The sequence below is a fragment of the Asticcacaulis sp. AC402 genome (assembly GCF_000495835.1).
Lineage (GTDB): Bacteria > Pseudomonadota > Alphaproteobacteria > Caulobacterales > Caulobacteraceae > Asticcacaulis.
In genome coordinates, this window is sequence record NZ_AWGC01000012.1 from 252,958 (window position 1) to 272,005 (window position 19,048).

Sequence of the window (19,048 nt, forward strand, 5' to 3'; positions counted from 1 at the left end):
CGCGTCGCCAGCTTCATCTTGTGAAGCTGGCGTTTGCGTCTCTTTCCCCTGCCAGGTTTGGCTCAGTACAGCGTCGCAAACGCCGCTGGACTGAAGGCTTTCAGCTCACCGTGGCGGTTATCGCGCACCTTGGAGACCCATTCCGGGTCATTGAGGATGGCGCGGCCCACGGCCACCAGGTCGAAATCGCCGCGATCCAGCCGCTTTAGCAATTCGTCCAGGGACTGAGGCTCCGACGCCGCGCCACCGAAAGCCGCGATAAACTCGCCGTTGAGCCCCACAGAACCGACCGTGATGGTCGGCACGCCGGTAACCTTCTTGGCCCAGCCGGCAAAATTCAGATCGGAGCCTTCGAATTCCGGCTCCCAGAACCGGCGTTGCGAGCAGTGCAAAACGTCCGCTCCGGCATCGACCAGAGGCTGAAGCCAGGCTTCCATCTCCACCGGGTTGGCGGCCAGCTTGTTGTGCCAGAAACCGCCCTTCCATTGCGAAAGGCGGATGATGACGGGGAAGTTCGGGCCGACCGCGGTGCGGACGGCCTTGAGCACCTCGACCGCAAAGCGCGAACGCTCGGCGATGGTGGCGCCACCCCATTTGTCGGTGCGGCGATTGGTGTGAGCCCAGAAAAATTCATCAATCAGATAGCCGTGCGCGCCGTGCAGTTCGATGGCATCGAAGCCCAGGCGCATGGCATCGCCTGCCGCGCGCCCGAAGGCAGCGATGGTGTCAGCGATATCGGCCTCGGTCATGGCTGCGCCGACGCTTTCCTCGGACAGGCTGATGCCCGAGGGGCTGTCCATAGGCGTCGGCCGCCAGTCGGGATTGCGCCCGAAGATCGCCCCTGTATGCCAGATCTGCGGCGCTATCTTGCCGCCGGCGGCGTGGACGGCTTCAACGACCTTGGCCCAGCCGGTCAGGCCCTCGCCATAGATATTGGGGATATTGGCTTCGTTCTTCGACGCCGGACGTTCGATCACAGTGCCTTCGGTGACGATCAGTCCGACGCCGGATTCAGCGCGGCGGCGGTAGTAGTCGACGACCGCCTGATCCGGCACCCCGCCGGGCGAAAAGTTGCGCGTCATCGGCGCCATGACGATGCGGTTGTCCAGTTCCAGCGACTTCGAATGGAAGGGTGTAAACAGCGAGGTATGCGACATTCCGAAGTCTCCAAACATTATGAGAACGAGGTGGTTACGTTAAAGTTGCACCGCAAGAGCGGGTCGGAATTAAACTTTGGCGTAACAGATGATCCCGTTGGCATACAGCCTGTCGGTTGGCGTGAACCTGGGGTCTGGTTTGAATTTTTTGCTGGTGATGGTGATGCGCGTGATTTTGGCGACATCAAAGGCTTGCGGTGTGGACGGTCCGATGGGTTTGGCTGAATCCCGCACCTGGACGCCGCTAACGCTGACGCGCGAACGGTCCTTCGCGGTGTAATAGACAGCGAAGGGCTCAAAGGTCCGCTCGTTCTTGCCGTCTTCGTAGCGAAGGATCACCTGAACGCCCGCGATAATGGCCTGGCACAAGGCCTGTTCGTGCTCGACATTGCGTGTTGACGATGCCTGGGGAGCTTCAGCCATCTACAGACTCCTATCACTCCTGGGTCGCATAACACGATTCTATCCCGATCCATTGGGAACGCTTGCAAATGTAGTTTGACGACCTTAGCCTCCGCTTATGAAACGCTATTTCGACATCTCAATGAGCGACAAGGGCCTCGTGCTGCATATGGAAGTGCCCGGATTGTCGGTCATGAGCCAAATTCTCATGCGCGCCAAATTCCCACCGGACTACATCTACACCACGACCGAACTGTTAAATCCGCATCTGAACGGACTGATTGACGCCGTTTTTGAGCGCTGGAACCAACTCAGTCCGCGACAGCACGAACCCACTGTGTTTCCGCTATCCGATCCTTTTGCACAGGCTGCCATAAAAGCGGTTGACGATTACATTGCGCGAGGAAACGCACCGCCCGAAGATCGTGAACATTTTCTGCGCCTGGCTTTCAAGCCCTATCGCGTGGAAGGCTTTGAATAAAAAGCGCCGGTCTTTCAACCAGCGCTTGCTTCTTTTTCACCGTAGCAGCGGTTGGGGATGACGAGTCGAAAGGCGTTAGCTCGCGAGAACCGAAGCGGAGCGTACTTTAGTACGTGAGCATCGGATCGCAGTGAGATGACGGCTTGCAGACCGTCAGCGCCTACCGCCCGAACTTCTGGAACTTGATCCGCTTTGGGATCAAGCTGTCGATGCCCAGGCGCCGCTTCTTGTCTTCTTCGTACATTTCGAAGTTGCCCTCGAACCATTCGACATGGCTGTCGCCCTCAAACGCCAGAATGTGCGTCGCCAGGCGATCGAGGAACCAGCGGTCGTGGGAGATGACCACGGCGCAGCCGGCGAAATCTTCCAGCGCCTCTTCCAGCGCCTGCAGGGTTTCGATATCCAGGTCGTTGGTCGGTTCGTCGAGCAGGATGACGTTGCCGCCAGCCGCCAAAGTCTTGGCCAGGTGGACGCGGTTGCGCTCACCGCCGGACAGAAGCCCGACCTTCTTTTGCTGGTCGCCACCCTTGAAGTTGAAGCCACCGACATAGGCGCGCGAATTTATTTCCTTCTTGCCGACCACCATGATGTCGGTGCCGCCGGAAATGGCCTGCCAGACGGTGTGGCTGGGGTCGAGATCGTCGCGCGACTGGTCGACATAGGCAAGCTTCACCGTCTCGCCCAGGCGGATGGCGCCCTGGTCGGGCTTTTCCTGACCGGTGATGAGCTTGAACAGGGTCGACTTGCCGGCGCCGTTGGGGCCGATGACCCCCACAATCCCGTTGGGCGGCAGGCGGAAGGTCAGGCCCTTGAACAAGACCTTGTCGCCATATTCCTTTTCCAAATCAGTGACTTCCAGCACCAGATTGCCCAACCGCGGACCGGGGGGAATCTGGATGGTGGCGAAGCTTTGCGCCTGACGCGAATTTTCCTGTTCGCGCACCATATCCTCATAGGCCGCCAAACGGGCCTTCGACTTGGCCTGGCGAGCCTTGGCGCCGGAACGGACCCAGTCCAGTTCCTTGGTAAGGGCGCGCTGGCGGGCTTCGGATTCGGACTGCTCCTGGACGACGCGCTTCTGCTTCTGCTCGAGCCAGCCGGAATAGTTGCCCTCATACGGTATGCCCTTTCCGCGGTCCAGTTCCAGGGTCCACTTGGTCACCAGGTTGAGGAAGTAGCGGTCGTGGGTCACGAGAATCACGCAGCCCGGGAAATTTTCCAGGTGATGCTGCAGCCAGGCGACCGACTCGGCGTCGAGGTGGTTGGTTGGTTCGTCGAGCAGCAGCATATCGGGCTTGCTGAGCAGCAGTCGGGCCAGGGCGACGCGGCGCTTTTCACCGCCGGAAAGCTTGGTCACGCCAGACTCATTGGGCGGACAGCGCAGGGCGTCCATGGCCATTTCGATCCGCGAATCGATGTCCCACAGGTCGCCGGCGTCGATCTTTTCCTGGAGGGTGTTCATCTCCTCCATCAGTTCGTCGCTGTATTCCTCGCCCATCAGTTCGGCGACCTTGTTGTAGCGATCGAAGATTTTCTTTTCCTCGCACCAAGAAATGACATTTTCCCAGACTGTCAGGCTGTCGTCGAGGTGCGGCTCCTGCTCCAGATAACCCATCTTGGTGCCTTCGGCGGCCTTGGCTTCGCCGTTGAACTCCTTGTCGATGCCAGCCATGATCTTCAGCAGGGTTGACTTACCCGAGCCGTTGACACCGACCACGCCGATCTTGGCGTCGGAATAGAAGCTGAGCCAGATGTTTTCGAAAATCTTCTTGCCGCCGGGGTAGATCTTGGTCAGGCCCTGCATCTGGAAAATAAACTGTTGCGCCATGTGCGAAACGGACCTTTTTGCAATAAATGGAAAGTGCCGCGCGGTTTAGCCGACAGGGCATCAATTCGCAAGGTGAAAGGGGCACACTGATGGACTTCATCCTTCTGATGCATGCGAAGCCGGCCGTGGTCACCGCAGACAGTGACTGGCAGGCTTATTTCGAGCGGTTGGGCGCGGCCGGCGTCATGCGCGGTGGTAGCATGATCGGCGATGGCGCGTGTTTCAGCCAGACCCAGTCGCCGCCGGAACCCACAGCGCACCTCGATGGTTACATTCGTATCGAAACTGTGGATTTCGAAACGGCCCGCAGCTTCCTCGCCGGCAATCCGGTCTATGAGGCCGGCGGCGTGGTGGAAATCCGCGAGCTGCCACGCGATTAGTCAGTCTGACCGCGAGACCGACGGCACCTGCGTAACATTGTCAGATAGAGAGCCAAGATGCCCCTCCTTACCCCCGGCGCTAATGCTGCTGTTACTAACCTTCCAACGGAGGCGACCGTCGTCTACCAGCCATTGGCCGGGATCGATCTCGACGTTTCAGTCTTCTTGCTGACCGCCACCGGTAAGGTCCGCGACGACTCGGATATGTGTTTCTATGGCCAACCCGAGGTCGCCAGGGGCGCCGTGCAGCTGGACCTCGGCCAGCCGGACAAGCCGCGCTTCACCCTGAACCTGGCGGCGCTGGATCCGGCGATCGAAAAGGTCGCCGTGACCGCCACCATCCACGACAACAAGGCCCGTTTCGGCGCCTATAGTGATATCATCGTCCAGGTTGGAGCGGATATCCAGGCCACAATTGCGACCGCCGGGAAGACCGAAACCGCCCTGATCCTTGGCGAATTCTATCGTCGCCACGGCGAATGGAAGTTTCGCTGCCTGGGCCTCGGCTATGACGGCGGACTGGCGCCGCTGGCCACCGGTTTCGGTGTCGTCATCGAAACCGCCCCAACACCCGCGCCAGCGGGGATGTCGCTGGAAAAAACCATCGCCGAGAAGGCGCCGCGACTGGTCAGCCTGGTCAAAAAGGCCGCCGTCAGCCTGGAGAAAAAGCGTCTGTCCGGCGTTCGCGCCCGGGTGGCGCTGGTGCTGGATACCTCAGGTTCGATGGATGGCCAATATCGCAAAGGCCGGGTTCAGGAAATCGTCGACCGCCTGCTGCCGCTGGCGGTCCATTTCGACGACGATCAGTCGCTGGAGTGCTGGGCCTTCGCCCAGAAGCCGGTGCAGTTGTCCAGCATCAACCTGGCCAATTTTTCCGACTTCATCGAGAAGGACAATCTCGGCTGGAAACGGTGGAATATTGGCCCGCGCAGCAACAATGAGCCGGCCGTCATCGACGCGGTGGTCAAATTCTACCGCAAGAGTTCCAGCAAGGTTCCGGTCTATATCTTGTTCATTAGCGACGGTGGGGTCTCTGAGAGCCGCCGCATCGCCGAGCGCATTACCGAGGCGGCGAAGTTGCCGCTGTTCTGGCAATTCGTCGGCATTGCCGGGCGCAGTTACGGTATCCTCGAGCGGCTGGACGACATGGCCGGCCGCGTCGTCGACAACTGCAACTTCTTCGCCATCGACGACCTGCATGCCATCAGCGAGGACGAACTGTACGACCGCCTGATGGAGGAGTTCCCCGCCTGGCTGAAGGACGCCAGGGCAAAAGGCATTATAGACGGGTAGACCTGTCACTGTAGAGTACGGCAATATCACGCGTAAGCGTCTGCACCCGGTCACGCAGGGCGTCTGGCGCCAGGGCTTCCGCTTCTGCCCCGAGGCCCAGCACGATCAGGGCCGCGTCCTCGATGTTTTCGATCGGCAGGTCAAGGGTTACCCAGCCCTCCACGTCTGGCGAACCGGCTTGAGCGACGGAATGAACGGCGTAGGCACCCTGGCGTTCCAGTCGTTTAGCGCCCACCGACGATACACGAAGACGGGCCACATCGGGACGCAGGCCGACTTCGAACCGCGCCACTTCCGCCGTCCAGAAGGCTGCCAGGTCAAAGGCTTCCGGCGTGTCGAAACCGGTCTCCAGCACCTCATGGCCAAGGATGCTGGCGACCTTGAAAATCCGCACCTTGCCAGCGCCGCGCGCCACGACGTACCAGTCGCCGGCTTTCAGCACCAAACCCAGCGGCTCGACGTGCCAGTCGCGCGTTCCGGCCCAACTGTCGTAGCGCATAGCGATCGCCTTGCGGTCCCACACGGCGCGGGCCACCGACAGAAGGGCGGCGGGCGGTTCGCCGCCACGGTACCAGCCGGCGGGATCGAGATGGAACCGCAGCCACGTCCGCCCTGCGATAACGCCTGTTGCGCCAGGCAAGGCGGCAAGGACCTTGTGGCCGGCCATGGCCGCCGCAGCCTCCATCCCCAGGGCGGCTGCCGGACCGGGCATGCCAACCAGGAACAAGGCCTCTGCCTCGCCGGCCGCCATGCCAGTCAACCGCGTGCGGTAGCCATCCATCAGGGCGAAACCTCCGCCGGGACCGCGATCAGCATAGACCGGCACGCCCGAGGCGCTGAGCTCGTCAATGTCGCGATAGATGGTGCGCATCGACACCTCGAATTCGGCAGCGAGAAATTCGGCCGTCAGCCGGCCGCGCAGTTGCAGAAGCATCAGGATGGAAAGGAGACGGCTGGCACGCATTATTTATGTGTAACCGAAATTCCTGACATTCGGTGTCAGGATTAAGAGTCGAAAGTGGTGTATCATTCCTCAGGAGCCCGCCCATGACCGCCGAACTGCACCGCCGCCACGTCCTTCAAACCGCCGCCGCCTTGGCCAGCACCTTGCCGGCGACAGCCGCCGATGCACAGGCCGTTGGCAAGGCGGGCGATTTCGACTTCCTCACCGGCGAATGGCGGATAAAGAACCGCCAATTGAAAAACGCCGACACTGGGGAATGGATCGAGTTCGATGGCGAGGCTACCGTGGTGTCGATCCTGAAAGGCGTGGTCAGCGTCGAGGAACTGCGCATTCCGGCGCGCGATTTTTCCGGCATGGGGCTGCGCGTGCTCGATATCGAACAGAAGGTATGGAAGGACTATTGGGTTAATGCCAAGTCGGGCGCCCTGGGCAGCGAGGGCGTGCCTGGCGTGTTCAGCGACGGCGCTGGTGTTTTCGACTCCGTCGATCCGGCCCGTCCGTCCGAGATCTGGCGTGGCGTATGGGATCAGATTACGCCGACCTCATGCCGCTGGTACCAGGCGGTTTCGAAGGATGGCGGCAAGACCTGGCAGGACAACTGGATCATGGCCTGGACGCGAATCTGAAATGTCTGTGCGGCGTCGCTTACGTAACTTTTTTTGCCACGGATCAACACGGATCGCCGTTCCGCTCTAGCGACGCCGCTTTGCGGCGCCCTCGAATAGGGGGCGTGCCATAGTCTGCAACACTCTTGAGTTCGTGCCTCTTCATGAGGTTCGTGGTCAAATCTTCACCTCGCCCGCGCTAGAGCGGGATGAGTTTTGGTGGAATCAAAACCCCGCTCTAAGTTTTTGTTTTGTCGCGCAATTTTTCCGAAAAGTGCTGCACACTTTATCGGATTGCGCTCTAAAGCGGCGGGTTCAGGATTTGCCGAATGTCAACGCCATGATGTCTTCCAACCCGTCGCGATCGGTCTCGTCAAACGCGTCATACTGCTCCGAATCGACATCGAACACGGCGATCAGCTCACCTGCGGGGTCGAAAACCGGCACGACGATTTCCGAGTTTGACCGTGAGTCACAGGCAATATGGCCTGGAAAGGCATGGACATCCGGTACGATTTGGGTGGTCCTGGTCGCCGCCGCCGTGCCGCAAACGCCGCGTCCGAAAGCAATCCGCAGACACCCGAGCGTTCCGGTGTAGGGTCCGACCACCAGTTCTTCGATCCCCTGTGTCTTCTTAACCTCATCCACACAATAAAAACCAGTCCAGAACCAGTCCGGAAAGGCCTGAGCGCACAGGGAGACAACAGTCGCCATCTTGGCTATGCGATTGCCCTCATCGTCCAAGACGGCCTTGATGTCTCTTATAAGGTATTGATAGGTCTCGCTTTTCGATCTAACCACTACCGGAACTTCGACTCTGTGCAAGGCGCAATTCTCCTGAAAAGCGTAATGTCAAACCCCTGCGTGCGTCCTAGCACGCTCCGCGGGAAAGCGCAGCCATATGTGCGGCTGTTAACACTTTTTTCTGGCCAAGCCGTCGGAATTGACGCATGATGCCTCAGTGGATACCATCCACGGGGTTTGGGATTATGGGCACTTACGGCGCGTTTATGTTTTCGCGGCAATCCGGCAACGCTCATCAAGATTGCACGGCCTTAAGGGGGGCTTGGCTTGACAGTGATCATATTCCTCAGCACAAGTTCGTATTAACCATAGTTAGCCGACACTGTCGGGGCGATTACTGATGTCAGAACATGACCAGATGAGGTCGGGGACGATCCGAGAGGACACGAAACCGGTTTCGGCGAGCCAGAAGGGACGCGCACCGATGCGGATTGCGCTCGTCGCGAGCCTGTGCCTGTCGGTCACACTGACCGGATGCGATGGTTTTTCCTGGGACAACATGTGGCGCAAGAAGGAATCGGTGCAGGGCACCTATGCCTGTCCGCGCCCGGCCGATATGTTCCAGCAGGGCGGTTTCGGTGGCCAGGAAAAGGAAATCCGGTATTACCGTCACCTCGCTTTCAAGAACGATTTCTTTGCCCAGATAGAACTGGCCAACCGGTACGCCGGAATAAATGCCACGGATAAAAATCTCGAAGACTATGTTGAGTCGTCGATGTGGCTGACAATGGCTCTGACCAATCCGCAGGGTTACGTTCCGATGAACCGTGCGATGGATCCACGCGGCGGCACCATGGCTTCGCGCTTTGACAAGTGCCGCGCCTATGAACGGGCCCGCGCCTACAAAATGCTGGACGATCAGTTGTCGATGATGGATTCCGGCGAGCGCGAAAAGGTCCGCGATCGCGTGACCTATGTGCTGTCGACCATGGGCGCGGAAGGCTTCCGCACAATGGGTCGTCTCTACGACAAACAATATGGCCCGATGGGTGAACCGGCGGACAATCCCCAGGCTATCCGCGCCAACATGCGCGGCGCCAATTATGGCCTGTCCAATGCCAGAGGCCTGTTCGAACGCTCGGACGTCGACGCCTATCTCTATAACTACAAGGCCTCCGAAACCGGCGACGTCAGCGCCTATGTGCTGCTGAAGGACTTCGAAAAGTCGGCCCCGGACCGCGCGCGCTACGCCTCCTTCGTCGAAGCCAAGGCCAAGCGCTGGGTTGCCCCCTACGAATTTTATCCGCCGGAGACACCTCCCGGCGGCGTGCCCCACTCGGACGAATCGGTCCGCGACGACAGTGCCGCCTATGCCCTGTCGCGGATGGACGAACTGCCCTTCATCCACGTGGTCCGCGCCCTCGACTATCTCGATATCCTGAACGTCGCCTGCTTCGAGCCCAAGGATGTACCGAAACAGACGATCGACGCCCTTCGCGGCATGACCGGTCAGCCCAGCGGGGCTGTACTGACCAATCGTGACAAGGTTCGCGCCATCCAGTTGGCCGCCGTCAATGGCGATTCGCGTTCGCAACTGGTCCTGGCGGTGATGTACTCCGAAGGTGTCGGCGTCCCCGTAGACTATGCCCGCGCCTTCAACTGGTACAAGCAGGCTGACAAGCAGGGTTCGCCCGAGGCGCGCTATGCCATGTCGACCTATTTCGACCTCGGTCTGCAAGGCGTCGCCGACCAGAACAAGGCCGAATCTGTTGTGATGCAACTCGATGCCGCCCTGTCGGGCTTCCGCCCCTCGGCCGGCAGGTTGCAGGAAGTGCTGAATCAGGTGTCCTACGATCCCGCTGGCGGAAGCCGCGGACGTTAATTCAAAGCGTAATCGCTTTTGTCCGGCAGGGCGGAGCGGTACAAGGAAAGAAGCATGTGGATGCGCAAGAACAGTGAAACCTCGCCTTCGGGCCGCACGAGAGCCGGCCTTGGGCTCGGCGCCGTCGCGGCTCTGGCGTTGGTGCTGGCGCCCGTCTTCGTGCCCCAGGCCAACGCCCGCGACGGCAATTACGAACACAGCAGCGCTGCAAGTGTCAGCGGTTACATGAAGCCTTGCTTTGGCATGCTGCTGGATGCGCAGCTGCGGACCTGTGGTCCGCGCCATTATAAGGGCGGCAGCCGTTACGGTTATCATGGCCGCGGCCAGGCCGATGCCACGGTGGACTGCGACCGCGCCAACCCGCGCTATGTCGAGGAAGTGGTCGGTCGTATTCGCTCCGGCGGGGTCCTGTACCTGAAGGCCAAAAACCGTAGTTGTGTCGCCACGCTGGACATCAAGAAGTCGATCACCATCGTCGGCCAGGGTTACGGGCCACAGCAGATTCCGGTTCTGGTCGCCCCTGCGGGCGAGTCGGCCATCCGCATCTCACCTTCGGCCGACCACGTCATCCTGAAGGACATGTTTATTTCTGCGCCGCGCAGCCAAGGCATGGCTGGCGTCGAGGCGTCCAACACCGAGCTGACGCTGCAGAATACCCTGGTTCGCTATCAGGGCGACAATGCCGCTGTCCACCTGTCGGGCGGCCGGCTGAACATGACTGAGAATACCCACCTGATCGCCAAGACCCGTTCGGTCGCTCTGGCGGTCAACAATGCTTCGCTGTTCGCCGAAAATTCGCAGATTGCCACGACCTCGGGCGGTATCTATGGCGTTCTGAACGGCGACTCGCAGATGCAGGGCGTCAGCGTCCAGCAACTGGCCGATTGGCATGGCTTCGAACGCGGCGAAGGCGCCACCGGTATCGAGATTAAACTCGACAGCGGCGGTTCGATCCTAAGCATGAACGACATGAAGGTCCTGTACTTCTCGAAAGGCGTCAGCATAGAAGGTGCGGGCGAGGCCCTGCTTTCGCATACATTGATCGCCCGCTCGGATCAGGGTATCGTGTTGGGCCTGAACCGCGCCCGCATCATTGAGAATACCATCATCGCCAACGAGATTGGTATCGACATCCAAGATGGGACGGCCTTCGTCGGGCGCAACCAGATCGCAAATATTCGCACGGCCGGTATTCTGGCGTCATCGACAGGTGAAGTCCGCGCCGTTGACAACCAGATCGACCCGAATGGCGAAGGCTGCCCGAGCCTGAAGTGGGGCAGTATCGAACCGTCACAGCGCGTGTGCACACCGTGGTATCGCGGCTCGGAGTTTGATGTTCCGGGCGATGCTGACGACCAGTTCATGTTCGATGAATTCTGGCCGCGTATGACTGTAGCGACCATTGACGGCGCCGCCGCTCCGGGTCCGGTTCCCTATAACCAGCTCGACAAGACCAAGCCGTAGGGCTCGGTTTTGTCTGATGAGAAAGCAAAAGCCCCGGAACCTGGTTTCGGGGCTTTTGGTTTGGCGGGTTGAAAGGACGTTGAACCACAAGCTTCACGAACAGGCTTGAACTTCAGGACGTGCGGGATGTCGTGGGGTTGTCCGCACCTTCGAAAAGAGGTTGACCAGGGATCACACGGATCGCCGCTGCGCGACGGACACGGATGAGCACGGATTTCAGGGCATGCAAAACTTCCCAACGCAATCGACGCCGCAGGAAACCTGATGCGTTTTGATTCCGTGAAAATGCTTCCCACTCCAGACCAAAAAAAGCCCCGGATCGCTCCAGGGCTTTCTCAAAACTCGACCGACAAACCAGTTTACTTCTGGGAGTTCCAGGTTGTCTTGTACTGACGATCCTTCGGCAGGGCTGGTCCCGAAATGGGATCAGCGTCGGTGCAGGCTTCGGGTATCTTGCCACCGACCTTGCCACCCATGCCCAAGGCAGTATTGTCCGAAGCATTCTGAGCGGTAACATCCACCCGGCGCCCGTCCTGATTCATATGGACTTCCGTGCCAGTTTCTGAGTCATACGTCATGATTTGAGGGGCCTTGCTACCTGGCTCAAAAGCGGCAACGCACTGCTGGGCGCGCTCACGTTCCGTGCGGACATCGACGTAGCGAGTCCGTTCACGAGGATTGGACTGACACCCCGTCAGGCCGGCAGCAAGGACGCTCAGCCCGGCCAAGATCAAAATCGACGCTTTCATGCTATCCCCCAGAAGGACGTGGTGCTCAAATGGTTAACAAACATCTTCGCACATTTCAGGCCTTAGTCAAAGCCCGGATTCCACGACGGGCCCAATTTGCACCCGATGGCGTAACCCATCGGCAACGGTTAATCGCGCGCGGCGGGAATCAGGCGCCTAATGCTTCCATTTCTTCGTCCGAAACATCCATATTGGTGTAGACATTCTGGACGTCTTCGTCGTCGTTGAGCGCATCGAGCAGCTTCATCAGGGTTTTCACCGGATCGCCGGTCACCGCCGTCAGGGCCTGGGGCTTCCAGATGATCCCTGTCGACTGCGGATCGCCCAAGGCCTTGGCCAAGGCTTCGGCAACCTCATTGAAATCCTCGAAGGAGGTATAGATGGCGTGCCCGCCGGGGTTCTCATCGCCGTCGCCGGGATCGGTCTCGACGTCGGAGGCGCCGGCTTCGATGGCCGCTTCGAAGATCGTATCGGCATCGCCGACCGTCAGCGGATATTTGATTTCTCCGACGCGGTCGAACATGAAGCTGACCGAACCGGTATCGGCCAGTTGACCACCGACCTTGGTGAAATAGGAACGGACGTTGCCGGCCGAACGGTTACGGTTGTCGGTCAGAACCTCGACAATGATTCCCACGCCACCGGGGCCGCGACCTTCGTAGCGAATTTCCTCCATTGTGTCGGCTTCGCCGGCCGCTCCCTTCTTGATGGCGCGTTCGATATTGTCCTTGGGCATGGATTCGGCCTTGGCCATGGCGACAGCAAGGCGCAGGCGCGAATTCATGTTCGGATCGGGTAAGCCCATCTTGGCGGCGATGGTAATGTCGCGCGACAGCTTGGAGAACAGCTTTGACCGCACAGCGTCAGCGCGGCCCTTGCGGTGCATGATGTTTTTAAATTTGCTATGGCCAGCCATGGAAGTCTCTGGGGAATCTCAACAGGTAGGAGCGAAGGTTGGCTGTGATCTAGCGCGCCCGGAAGCGTTTGTCACGCCCTGGCGAGTGCCACGACCTGCGGCACGACTTCCCTAAGCCGGCCACCCATCCGAATCGGCTCGATTCGGGTCGCTAGTCCGGTGCGCTCGTCGCTTTCGACGTAGACACCGCAGACCGTCGCAGGTCCGGAGGCCGGCTTGTAGCGTTCCTTCTGCATCCGGGTGGTAAAGCGGCGCAGCGGCTCTTCCTTGTCCATACCGATAATGCTGTCGTAGTCGGCGCAGGCGCCGGCGTCGGTCTGATAGGCGGTACCATTCGGCAGTATCTGGAAGTCGGCAGTGGGCACGTGCGTGTGGGTGCCAACAACCAGTGTCGCGCGACCATCGCAGAAATGGCCCATGGCCATTTTTTCGGACGTGGCTTCGCAATGCATATCGACCACAATTGCGTCGGCAGCCAGGCCCAGGGGGCAGGCATCGAGTTGCTTGTCGACAGCGGCGAACGGATCATCCATAGACGCCATATGCACCAGGCCCAGGGCATTCATCACTAGGATTCGCTTGCCTGACTGGGTTTCATACAGGTTGGCGCCACGGCCTGGTGCGTCGGCCAGCGGGGGATAATTCAACGGCCGTATCAAACGCGGTTCGCGCACAATATAGGTCAGCGCTTCTTTCTGGTCCCAGGAATGGTTGCCCAGGGTCAGGCAGTCTGCACCCGCATCGAACAGCTGACGTGCTGAGTTTTCCGACACGCCGAACCCACCCGAAGCGTTCTCGGCGTTGACGATGACGAATTCGAGGTTCAGTTGCCGGCGCAAGCCGGGAAGGTATTCGCTAACGGCATCGCGGCCCGAGCGCCCCACCACGTCACCAAAAAACGCAAAACGCATAAAAGGTCCAAATCTAGTGGGGACTGCCCCACACCGGTAGAAGCGCTAAGGGTTCGTCCCGATGACGCCGGTTTCGGTAAAAATTCCATCAAGGGGCTGATCATGCGCCTCCGACGGCGTTTCGGCAAGCTGTTGACCGGAAAAAGCGACTCCCCAGGCGGCAACGGCGCGCCGCGACCGCAAATCGGCCAGGGCGCGGTCGTAGTAACCGCCGCCGTAACCCAGCCGGATGCCCTTGGTATCGAAGGCTAACAAAGGCAGCAGAAGAAGGTCAGGATCGACGGGTGCGGCGTCATCCCGGGGCTGGCGGATGTCGAACGGGCCATCCAAAAGCTGGTCCCCGATGCGGAAACGGCGGAAAATCATGCGATAACCGCCATCAACGGGCAACAGGGCCGGCAAGGCCAGCAACAATCCCCTGTCCTCGAACATCTGCATCAAAGGGAATGGATTGATCTCACTTTGGATCGGCCAGTAACCGGCAATGACCGGGCCTTGAAGCGGCCATGCTGCGAAGTACGCCTCCGCATGGCCGGCCAATTGCTCGCCGGCCAGGGGATTGGCCGCAGCGAGCGACGCCCGGCGGTGCTTCATTTCGCTGCGCAGCAAAGGCTTAGGATCCACCATGGTGATGTAATCAGGCTCCATCATGATCCGGCTCCGCTCTGGTGACACGCTCAGTACACGGCGATTCTACCGTTTTGGCAAAAACGCTTTGGCGCGGGTCTCCTAACGGCTTACGCCCGACTTTTCCACCCCTTATTCCTGGCACGGCTATTGTAATTCAGCGCAGGGGTGAACGTCGCCCGCCCATCAGGGCCTGCGTTGAGGGGAGGTTGGCGGCGCCACAAAAGAACCGTATCAATGCGATTAAAATCCTCTCAGACCTGACTAGTCAGGTGGGAACCATGTGATTAGGCCCACGGGCCAGATCAGGGACAGTCCCCGTTCTAAGTGATTAAGGTCAGAAGGATATGGTGATTGACACGAGAGCCGCAGCAAGACCCGCCACCCTGACAGATAATCCGTTGACGGCCAAACTTCAAGGGCATGGCAATATCGTGATGGAGCGTGTAAACCTGCGCCATGAGCAACTGCCTGCAAACGCCTGGCGTGGTCAAGCCCGTCATCGACCGCGACCGCTGCGATGGCAAGGCCGATTGTGTCGATGTCTGTCCCTATAATGTCTTCGAACTGGGCATAATGCCGCCAGAACAACGCACGGGCCTTGGCTTCATGACTCACGTCAGGGGCGCCCTCAACGGCTGGAAACAGAGCTTCGCCGTACGCGCCGAGGCCTGCCGGGCTTGTGGCCTGTGTGTCTCGGCCTGCCCGGAAAAAGCGATCCGGCTGCAGCGGGATTAAATCAGGCCGGCCCTTACTTTTTCCTTTAGACACAGGGCTTTTTCGCTATAACGGAACAGGCAGTTTTGCCCGCCTACAATATGAGCGCCGGACACGGTGCCGCCGTCACAACAATAATTGGGAGATCCCTGATGTCTTCGACCCCGTCCACCGTCCGCGGTGCCTTGCCGCGGTTTGCACACAAGCTGGCCGCCACCACCGCCCTGATCGCTGGCATGACCCTGGGCACGGCCCCGGCCGTCCTCGCCCAGGCAGCCCCTGCAGCCGAATCAACGGCCAGCCGCCCCTGGATGGACACCAGGCTGAGCGCTTCCGAACGGACCGCCCTGGTGCTCAAGGAAATGACCCTGCCGGAAAAGCTGACCCTCGTGTTCGGCTACTTTTCGACCGACAACCAGTGGCAAAAAAACGCCGTTAAAAACTATGTCTATCCGGAAAAGGGCCTGCCCTTCTCGGCCGGCTATGTCCCGGGCATCGACCGCTTGGGCGTTCCGGCCCAATGGCAGACCGATGCTGGCATTGGCGTCGCCACCCAGACCTCGCCCACCCCGCGCCAGCGCACCGCCCTGCCCTCGGGCATCGCCACCGCTGCATCGTGGAACCCCAGGAACGCGTTTGCCGGCGGCGCCATGATTGGCAACGAAGCCTGGCTGTCGGGCTTCAACGTCCAACTGGCCGGCGGCATGAATCTGATGCGTGATGCCCGTAACGGCCGCAACTTCGAGTACGGCGGTGAAGATCCGCTGTTGGCCGGCGTCATCACCGGCAATGCCATGAAGGGTATCCAGTCGAACAACGTCATCACGACGATGAAGCACTTCGCCTTCAATGGCCAGGAAACCAATCGCTTTACCATCGACCACAAGATTAGCGACCAGGCCGGCCGCCAATCTGACCTGCTGGCCTTCCAGATCGCCTATGAGATCGGCGATCCCGGCTCGATCATGTGCGCCTACAACCGCGTCAACGGCTTCTACGCCTGCGAAAGCAACTATCTGCTGAACGAAGTGCTGAAGCAGGACTGGGGCTACAAGGGCTATGTCATGTCGGACTGGGGGGCGACCCACTCGACCATTCCGGCCGCGAACCAGGGCCTGGACCAACAATCGGGCTGGGCCTTCGACCGGTCCAACTACTTCGAAGGCGCCCTGCGCGAAGCCGTCAATAATGGCTACGTCAGCCAGGCGCGCATCGACGACATGGCCGGCCGCATCCTGTGGGCCATGTTCGATAACGGCCTGTTCGACAACGTCGTCAAGGGCGACCAGGCCGACAAGATCGACTATACCGCCCACGCCAAGGTCACTCAGACCGGCGCCGAGGAAGGCATCGTCCTGCTGAAAAACACCGGCGTCCTGCCGCTGGCCAAGACCGCCAAGTCGATCGTCGTTATCGGCGCCCATGCCGATGTCGGCGTTCTGTCGGGCGGTGGTTCGTCCCAAGTTTATCCGATCGGCCTGTCGCCGGTGAAGGATGAGTTCGGCAAGGGCTTCCCGGGTCCGAAGACCTGGTATCCGTCATCGCCGCTGAAGGGGATCCAGGCCCGCACCAAGGCCAACGTCACTTATGTCGATTTCAGCGACCAGACCGGCCGTACCGTCGACCCGGCGTCGGGCCGCTTCAGCGATACGGTCGACCAGGGAGTTGTTCAGGCCCAAATCGACGCCGCCGCCAAGGCCGCCGCTACGGCCGATGTCGTCGTCGTCTTCGCCGAACAGTGGATGGGCGAGGCATACGACGCGCCGGACCTGAACCTGCCGCACCGCCAGAACGACCTGATCGCCGCCGTCGCCAAGGCCAACCCAAAGACCGTCGTCGTGCTGCAAACCGGTGGCCCCGTGGTCATGCCGTGGGTCGACAATGTCGCCGCCGTGCTGGAAGCCTGGTATCCGGGCACCTCCGGCGGCGAGGCCATCGCCCGCGTCTTGACCGGCGAGGTCAACCCGTCGGGTCACCTGCCGGCCACCTTCCCGGCGTCGCTGGATCAGACTCCGCGTCCGATCATGGAAGGTGATATGAAGCTCGACAACGACAGCCATCCGCATAGCGACTACAATATCGACGGCGCCGCTGTCGGCTACAAGTGGTTCGACAAGAAGGGCTACAAGCCGTTGTTCGCCTTCGGCCATGGTCTCAGCTATTCGACTTTCCAACTGTCGGGCCTAAGCGCCAAGCCAGCCGGCAAGTCGCTGACCGCCAGCTTCACCATCAAGAACACGGGCAAGATGGCGGGCGCCGAAGTCGGCCAGGTCTATGTTTCGCCGGTGAGTGACGCCGGCTGGGAAGCGCCCAAACGCCTGGCGGGCTTCGAGAAGATCTCGCTAAAGCCCGGTAAGTCAGGCAAGGCGACAGTGACGGTTGATCCGCGTTTGCTGGCGACCTTCGATTCGGCCAGCAAGACCTGGAACGTCAAGGCGGGTGATTACAAGGTCATCCTGGCAACCTCGGCGACCGAACCGGTTTCGGAAGTCGTGGTGACGCTGGAAGCCCAGACCCTGAACGTCAAAGGCCAGTAGCCCAGACAGGGGCCGTTGAAAGACGGCCCCATAATTGTAGCTGCATGAAATATGAGATCACCTCCGACCGGTCGCGGCTGGATTTCGACCGGGTTTATGGCTTCCTAAATGGCCAGTCCTACTGGGCCAACGGCATTCCGCGTGAGCTGTTCGACCGCGCCATGGCCAATTCCCTGTGTTTCGGGGGGATGCTGGGTGGCGAGCAAATCGCCTTCGCCCGGGTGATCTCGGACTATGCCACCTTTGCCAACCTGGTCGATGTCTATGTTGAGCGCGATTTCCGCGGCATGGGCTATGCCTTCGCCCTGTTGGAGGCCGTGTTCGCACATCCGGATCTGCAGGGGCTGCGGCGGTTCATGCTGGCGACAAGCGATGCCCATCACCTATATGCGAGGTTCGGCTTCCACACCCCGGCACGGCCGGAGACGCTGATGGAGCGCTATCATCCCGATGTCTACAGACTCTGATTACTCGGCTGCAGCGGTCGCACGCGCCGGCGTCTGGTCGGCAAAGGCCTTCTCGACGACGAACTGGCCGCGTTTGGCATTGGAGCCTTCTTCGAAGCCCATGCCTTCCAGCAGGGCGGCCAGATCCTTGAGCATGGCCGTACTGCCGCAGACCATGACGCGGTCCCGCGCCGGGTCCAGCTTAGGCAGGCCCAGGCTGTCATAGAAGGCGTCGGAGACCAGGTGATCGGGAATCCGGCCCTGACGTTCGAATGGTTCGCGAGTGACGGTCGGCACATAAACCAACTGCGCCTTGGCCAGTTCGCCGATATATTCATCGTTCTGGATCTGCGAGGTGAAGAAGTCACGATAGGCCAGTTCGGCGATGTTGCGCACGCCGTGGATCAGCACGACCTTCTCGAAACGCTCATAGGCGTCCGGTTCCTGGACGATGCCCATAAAGGCAGCCAGGCCGGTGCCCGTGGCCAGCAGGTACAGATTGCGGCCTGAGTCCAGGTTGTCGAGCAGAAGCGTACCCGTCGGCTTGTGACCGACCAGGATCTCGTCGCCGGGCTTGATGTGCTGAAGTCGCGAGGTCAGCGGACCGTTTTCGACCACGATTGACAGGAATTCCAGGTGCTCGGCATAGGCTGGCGATGCGAGGGAATAGGCACGCAGCAAGGGCCGGCCTTCGACTTCCAGGCCGATCATGACGAACATGCCGCTTTCAAAGCGGAAACCCGTATCCCGCGTTGTGCGGAAGCTGAACAGATTGTCCGTCCAGCGTTGAACATCAAGTACGGTTTCGCGATTGAACTTCGCCATTACAAACTCCGCGCAAGAGCGGTCAAAGCCCCTCATACTGTCGTGCAAATACGGTTGAGGCCCTCCGGCGTCAAGCGACTTCCCCTGAACGGTTCGGGTAGCATAGCTCACTTCAGGTCT

The 19,048-nt window shown here is 60.1% G+C and carries 19 protein-coding genes; 9 read left to right on the forward strand and 10 right to left on the reverse strand.

Annotated features, from left to right (window positions below; translation table 11 throughout):
* Nucleotides 1-62 precede the first annotated feature (62 nt).
* Nucleotides 63-1,157 (reverse strand): NADH:flavin oxidoreductase, encoded by a 1,095-nt coding sequence (locus ABAC402_RS27470; protein WP_023448923.1) that lies wholly within the window; start codon nucleotides 1,155-1,157, stop codon nucleotides 63-65.
* Between the two features lie 69 nt (nucleotides 1,158-1,226).
* On the reverse strand, nucleotides 1,227-1,580 hold the full coding sequence (locus tag ABAC402_RS27475; RefSeq protein WP_023448924.1) for a hypothetical protein: 354 nt from the start codon (nucleotides 1,578-1,580) through the stop codon (nucleotides 1,227-1,229).
* A 97-nt stretch (nucleotides 1,581-1,677) separates the two neighbouring features.
* On the opposite strand from ABAC402_RS27475, the gene ABAC402_RS27480 reads away from it, so the two are divergent.
* Nucleotides 1,678-2,040, forward strand: coding sequence for a hypothetical protein (locus ABAC402_RS27480; RefSeq protein ID WP_023448925.1), 363 nt, complete (start codon nucleotides 1,678-1,680; stop codon nucleotides 2,038-2,040).
* A 160-nt stretch (nucleotides 2,041-2,200) separates the two neighbouring features.
* On the opposite strand, the gene ettA is transcribed toward ABAC402_RS27480, so the two are convergent.
* Complete coding sequence (gene ettA, locus ABAC402_RS27485; protein WP_023448926.1) at nucleotides 2,201-3,868, reverse strand: energy-dependent translational throttle protein EttA; 1,668 nt, start codon at nucleotides 3,866-3,868, stop codon at nucleotides 2,201-2,203.
* Between the two features lie 89 nt (nucleotides 3,869-3,957).
* On the opposite strand from ettA, the gene ABAC402_RS27490 reads away from it, so the two are divergent.
* Nucleotides 3,958-4,248, forward strand: a complete 291-nt coding sequence (locus ABAC402_RS27490) for a YciI family protein (protein ID WP_052025276.1) — start codon at nucleotides 3,958-3,960, stop codon at nucleotides 4,246-4,248.
* Between the two features lie 57 nt (nucleotides 4,249-4,305).
* Nucleotides 4,306-5,541 (forward strand): VWA domain-containing protein, encoded by a 1,236-nt coding sequence (locus ABAC402_RS27495; protein ID WP_031235384.1) that lies wholly within the window; start codon nucleotides 4,306-4,308, stop codon nucleotides 5,539-5,541.
* Here ABAC402_RS27495 and ABAC402_RS27500 read toward each other — a convergent pair.
* Complete coding sequence (locus tag ABAC402_RS27500) at nucleotides 5,528-6,505, reverse strand: YafY family protein (protein WP_023448929.1); 978 nt, start codon at nucleotides 6,503-6,505, stop codon at nucleotides 5,528-5,530. The two genes, ABAC402_RS27495 and ABAC402_RS27500, sit on opposite strands and share 14 nt — an antisense overlap.
* A gap of 83 nt (nucleotides 6,506-6,588) precedes the next feature.
* Here ABAC402_RS27500 and ABAC402_RS27505 point away from each other — a divergent pair, with 83 nt between their 5' ends.
* Nucleotides 6,589-7,131 (forward strand): hypothetical protein, encoded by a 543-nt coding sequence (locus ABAC402_RS27505; protein ID WP_023448930.1) that lies wholly within the window; start codon nucleotides 6,589-6,591, stop codon nucleotides 7,129-7,131.
* Between the two features lie 294 nt (nucleotides 7,132-7,425).
* On the opposite strand, the gene ABAC402_RS27510 is transcribed toward ABAC402_RS27505, so the two are convergent.
* On the reverse strand, nucleotides 7,426-7,935 hold the full coding sequence (locus tag ABAC402_RS27510; RefSeq protein ID WP_052025277.1) for a GAF domain-containing protein: 510 nt from the start codon (nucleotides 7,933-7,935) through the stop codon (nucleotides 7,426-7,428).
* Between the two features lie 403 nt (nucleotides 7,936-8,338).
* Between ABAC402_RS27510 and ABAC402_RS27515 the strand changes: the two genes are divergently transcribed.
* Nucleotides 8,339-9,736, forward strand: a complete 1,398-nt coding sequence (locus tag ABAC402_RS27515) for a tetratricopeptide repeat protein (protein WP_023448932.1) — start codon at nucleotides 8,339-8,341, stop codon at nucleotides 9,734-9,736.
* A gap of 60 nt (nucleotides 9,737-9,796) precedes the next feature.
* Nucleotides 9,797-11,200 carry a hypothetical protein gene (locus ABAC402_RS27520; protein WP_040409870.1) on the forward strand — a complete coding sequence of 468 codons (1,404 nt, stop codon included), beginning with the start codon at nucleotides 9,797-9,799 and terminating at the stop codon, nucleotides 11,198-11,200.
* Between the two features lie 359 nt (nucleotides 11,201-11,559).
* Here ABAC402_RS27520 and ABAC402_RS27525 read toward each other — a convergent pair whose 3' ends face one another.
* From ABAC402_RS27525 to ABAC402_RS27540, 4 genes are all read right to left on the reverse strand, one after another.
* Entirely contained in the window at nucleotides 11,560-11,949 is a 390-nt protein-coding gene (locus tag ABAC402_RS27525) for a hypothetical protein (RefSeq protein ID WP_023448934.1), read from the reverse strand.
* 148 nt (nucleotides 11,950-12,097) lie between these two features.
* Nucleotides 12,098-12,865, reverse strand: a complete 768-nt coding sequence (locus ABAC402_RS27530) for a YebC/PmpR family DNA-binding transcriptional regulator (RefSeq protein WP_023448935.1) — start codon at nucleotides 12,863-12,865, stop codon at nucleotides 12,098-12,100.
* A gap of 71 nt (nucleotides 12,866-12,936) precedes the next feature.
* Nucleotides 12,937-13,776 carry a TIGR00282 family metallophosphoesterase gene (locus ABAC402_RS27535; protein ID WP_023448936.1) on the reverse strand — a complete coding sequence of 280 codons (840 nt, stop codon included), beginning with the start codon at nucleotides 13,774-13,776 and terminating at the stop codon, nucleotides 12,937-12,939.
* A 45-nt stretch (nucleotides 13,777-13,821) separates the two neighbouring features.
* On the reverse strand, nucleotides 13,822-14,427 hold the full coding sequence (locus ABAC402_RS27540) for a 5-formyltetrahydrofolate cyclo-ligase (RefSeq protein ID WP_023448937.1): 606 nt from the start codon (nucleotides 14,425-14,427) through the stop codon (nucleotides 13,822-13,824).
* A 435-nt stretch (nucleotides 14,428-14,862) separates the two neighbouring features.
* Here ABAC402_RS27540 and ABAC402_RS27545 point away from each other — a divergent pair, with 435 nt between their 5' ends.
* The 3 genes from ABAC402_RS27545 (at nucleotide 14,863) to ABAC402_RS27555 (ending at nucleotide 18,124) form a co-directional block, all read left to right on the forward strand.
* Nucleotides 14,863-15,141 (forward strand): ferredoxin family protein, encoded by a 279-nt coding sequence (locus tag ABAC402_RS27545; RefSeq protein ID WP_023448938.1) that lies wholly within the window; start codon nucleotides 14,863-14,865, stop codon nucleotides 15,139-15,141.
* A gap of 131 nt (nucleotides 15,142-15,272) precedes the next feature.
* Nucleotides 15,273-17,657 carry a beta-glucosidase gene (locus tag ABAC402_RS27550; protein WP_023448939.1) on the forward strand — a complete coding sequence of 795 codons (2,385 nt, stop codon included), beginning with the start codon at nucleotides 15,273-15,275 and terminating at the stop codon, nucleotides 17,655-17,657.
* A 44-nt stretch (nucleotides 17,658-17,701) separates the two neighbouring features.
* Complete coding sequence (locus ABAC402_RS27555; protein WP_023448940.1) at nucleotides 17,702-18,124, forward strand: GNAT family N-acetyltransferase; 423 nt, start codon at nucleotides 17,702-17,704, stop codon at nucleotides 18,122-18,124.
* On the opposite strand, the gene ABAC402_RS27560 is transcribed toward ABAC402_RS27555, so the two are convergent.
* Nucleotides 18,125-18,928: a ferredoxin--NADP reductase gene (locus ABAC402_RS27560; RefSeq protein ID WP_023448941.1), complete on the reverse strand. Its 804-nt coding sequence runs from the start codon at nucleotides 18,926-18,928 to the stop codon at nucleotides 18,125-18,127.
* Between the last annotated feature and the right edge of the window lie 120 nt (nucleotides 18,929-19,048).

Excerpts from the sequence above, each read along its gene's own strand:
- ABAC402_RS27490 (WP_052025276.1), top strand. The coding sequence starts at position 3,958 with ATGGACTTCATCCTTCTGATGCATGCGAAGCCGGCCGTGGTCACCGCA.
- ABAC402_RS27495 (WP_031235384.1), top strand. The coding sequence starts at position 4,306 with ATGCCCCTCCTTACCCCCGGCGCTAATGCTGCTGTTACTAACCTTCCA.
- ABAC402_RS27500 (WP_023448929.1), bottom strand. The coding sequence starts at position 6,505 with ATGCGTGCCAGCCGTCTCCTTTCCATCCTGATGCTTCTGCAACTGCGC.
- ABAC402_RS27480 (WP_023448925.1), top strand. The coding sequence starts at position 1,678 with ATGAAACGCTATTTCGACATCTCAATGAGCGACAAGGGCCTCGTGCTG.
- ABAC402_RS27475 (WP_023448924.1), bottom strand. The coding sequence starts at position 1,580 with ATGGCTGAAGCTCCCCAGGCATCGTCAACACGCAATGTCGAGCACGAA.
- ABAC402_RS27550 (WP_023448939.1), top strand. The coding sequence starts at position 15,273 with ATGTCTTCGACCCCGTCCACCGTCCGCGGTGCCTTGCCGCGGTTTGCA.
- ABAC402_RS27555 (WP_023448940.1), top strand. The coding sequence starts at position 17,702 with ATGAAATATGAGATCACCTCCGACCGGTCGCGGCTGGATTTCGACCGG.
- ABAC402_RS27520 (WP_040409870.1), top strand. The coding sequence starts at position 9,797 with ATGCGCAAGAACAGTGAAACCTCGCCTTCGGGCCGCACGAGAGCCGGC.
- ABAC402_RS27545 (WP_023448938.1), top strand. The coding sequence starts at position 14,863 with ATGAGCAACTGCCTGCAAACGCCTGGCGTGGTCAAGCCCGTCATCGAC.
- ABAC402_RS27560 (WP_023448941.1), bottom strand. The coding sequence starts at position 18,928 with ATGGCGAAGTTCAATCGCGAAACCGTACTTGATGTTCAACGCTGGACG.
- ABAC402_RS27535 (WP_023448936.1), bottom strand. The coding sequence starts at position 13,776 with ATGCGTTTTGCGTTTTTTGGTGACGTGGTGGGGCGCTCGGGCCGCGAT.
- ABAC402_RS27515 (WP_023448932.1), top strand. The coding sequence starts at position 8,339 with ATGCGGATTGCGCTCGTCGCGAGCCTGTGCCTGTCGGTCACACTGACC.
- ABAC402_RS27540 (WP_023448937.1), bottom strand. The coding sequence starts at position 14,427 with ATGATGGAGCCTGATTACATCACCATGGTGGATCCTAAGCCTTTGCTG.
- ABAC402_RS27525 (WP_023448934.1), bottom strand. The coding sequence starts at position 11,949 with ATGAAAGCGTCGATTTTGATCTTGGCCGGGCTGAGCGTCCTTGCTGCC.
- ettA (WP_023448926.1), bottom strand. The coding sequence starts at position 3,868 with ATGGCGCAACAGTTTATTTTCCAGATGCAGGGCCTGACCAAGATCTAC.
- ABAC402_RS27470 (WP_023448923.1), bottom strand. The coding sequence starts at position 1,157 with ATGTCGCATACCTCGCTGTTTACACCCTTCCATTCGAAGTCGCTGGAA.
- ABAC402_RS27505 (WP_023448930.1), top strand. The coding sequence starts at position 6,589 with ATGACCGCCGAACTGCACCGCCGCCACGTCCTTCAAACCGCCGCCGCC.
- ABAC402_RS27530 (WP_023448935.1), bottom strand. The coding sequence starts at position 12,865 with ATGGCTGGCCATAGCAAATTTAAAAACATCATGCACCGCAAGGGCCGC.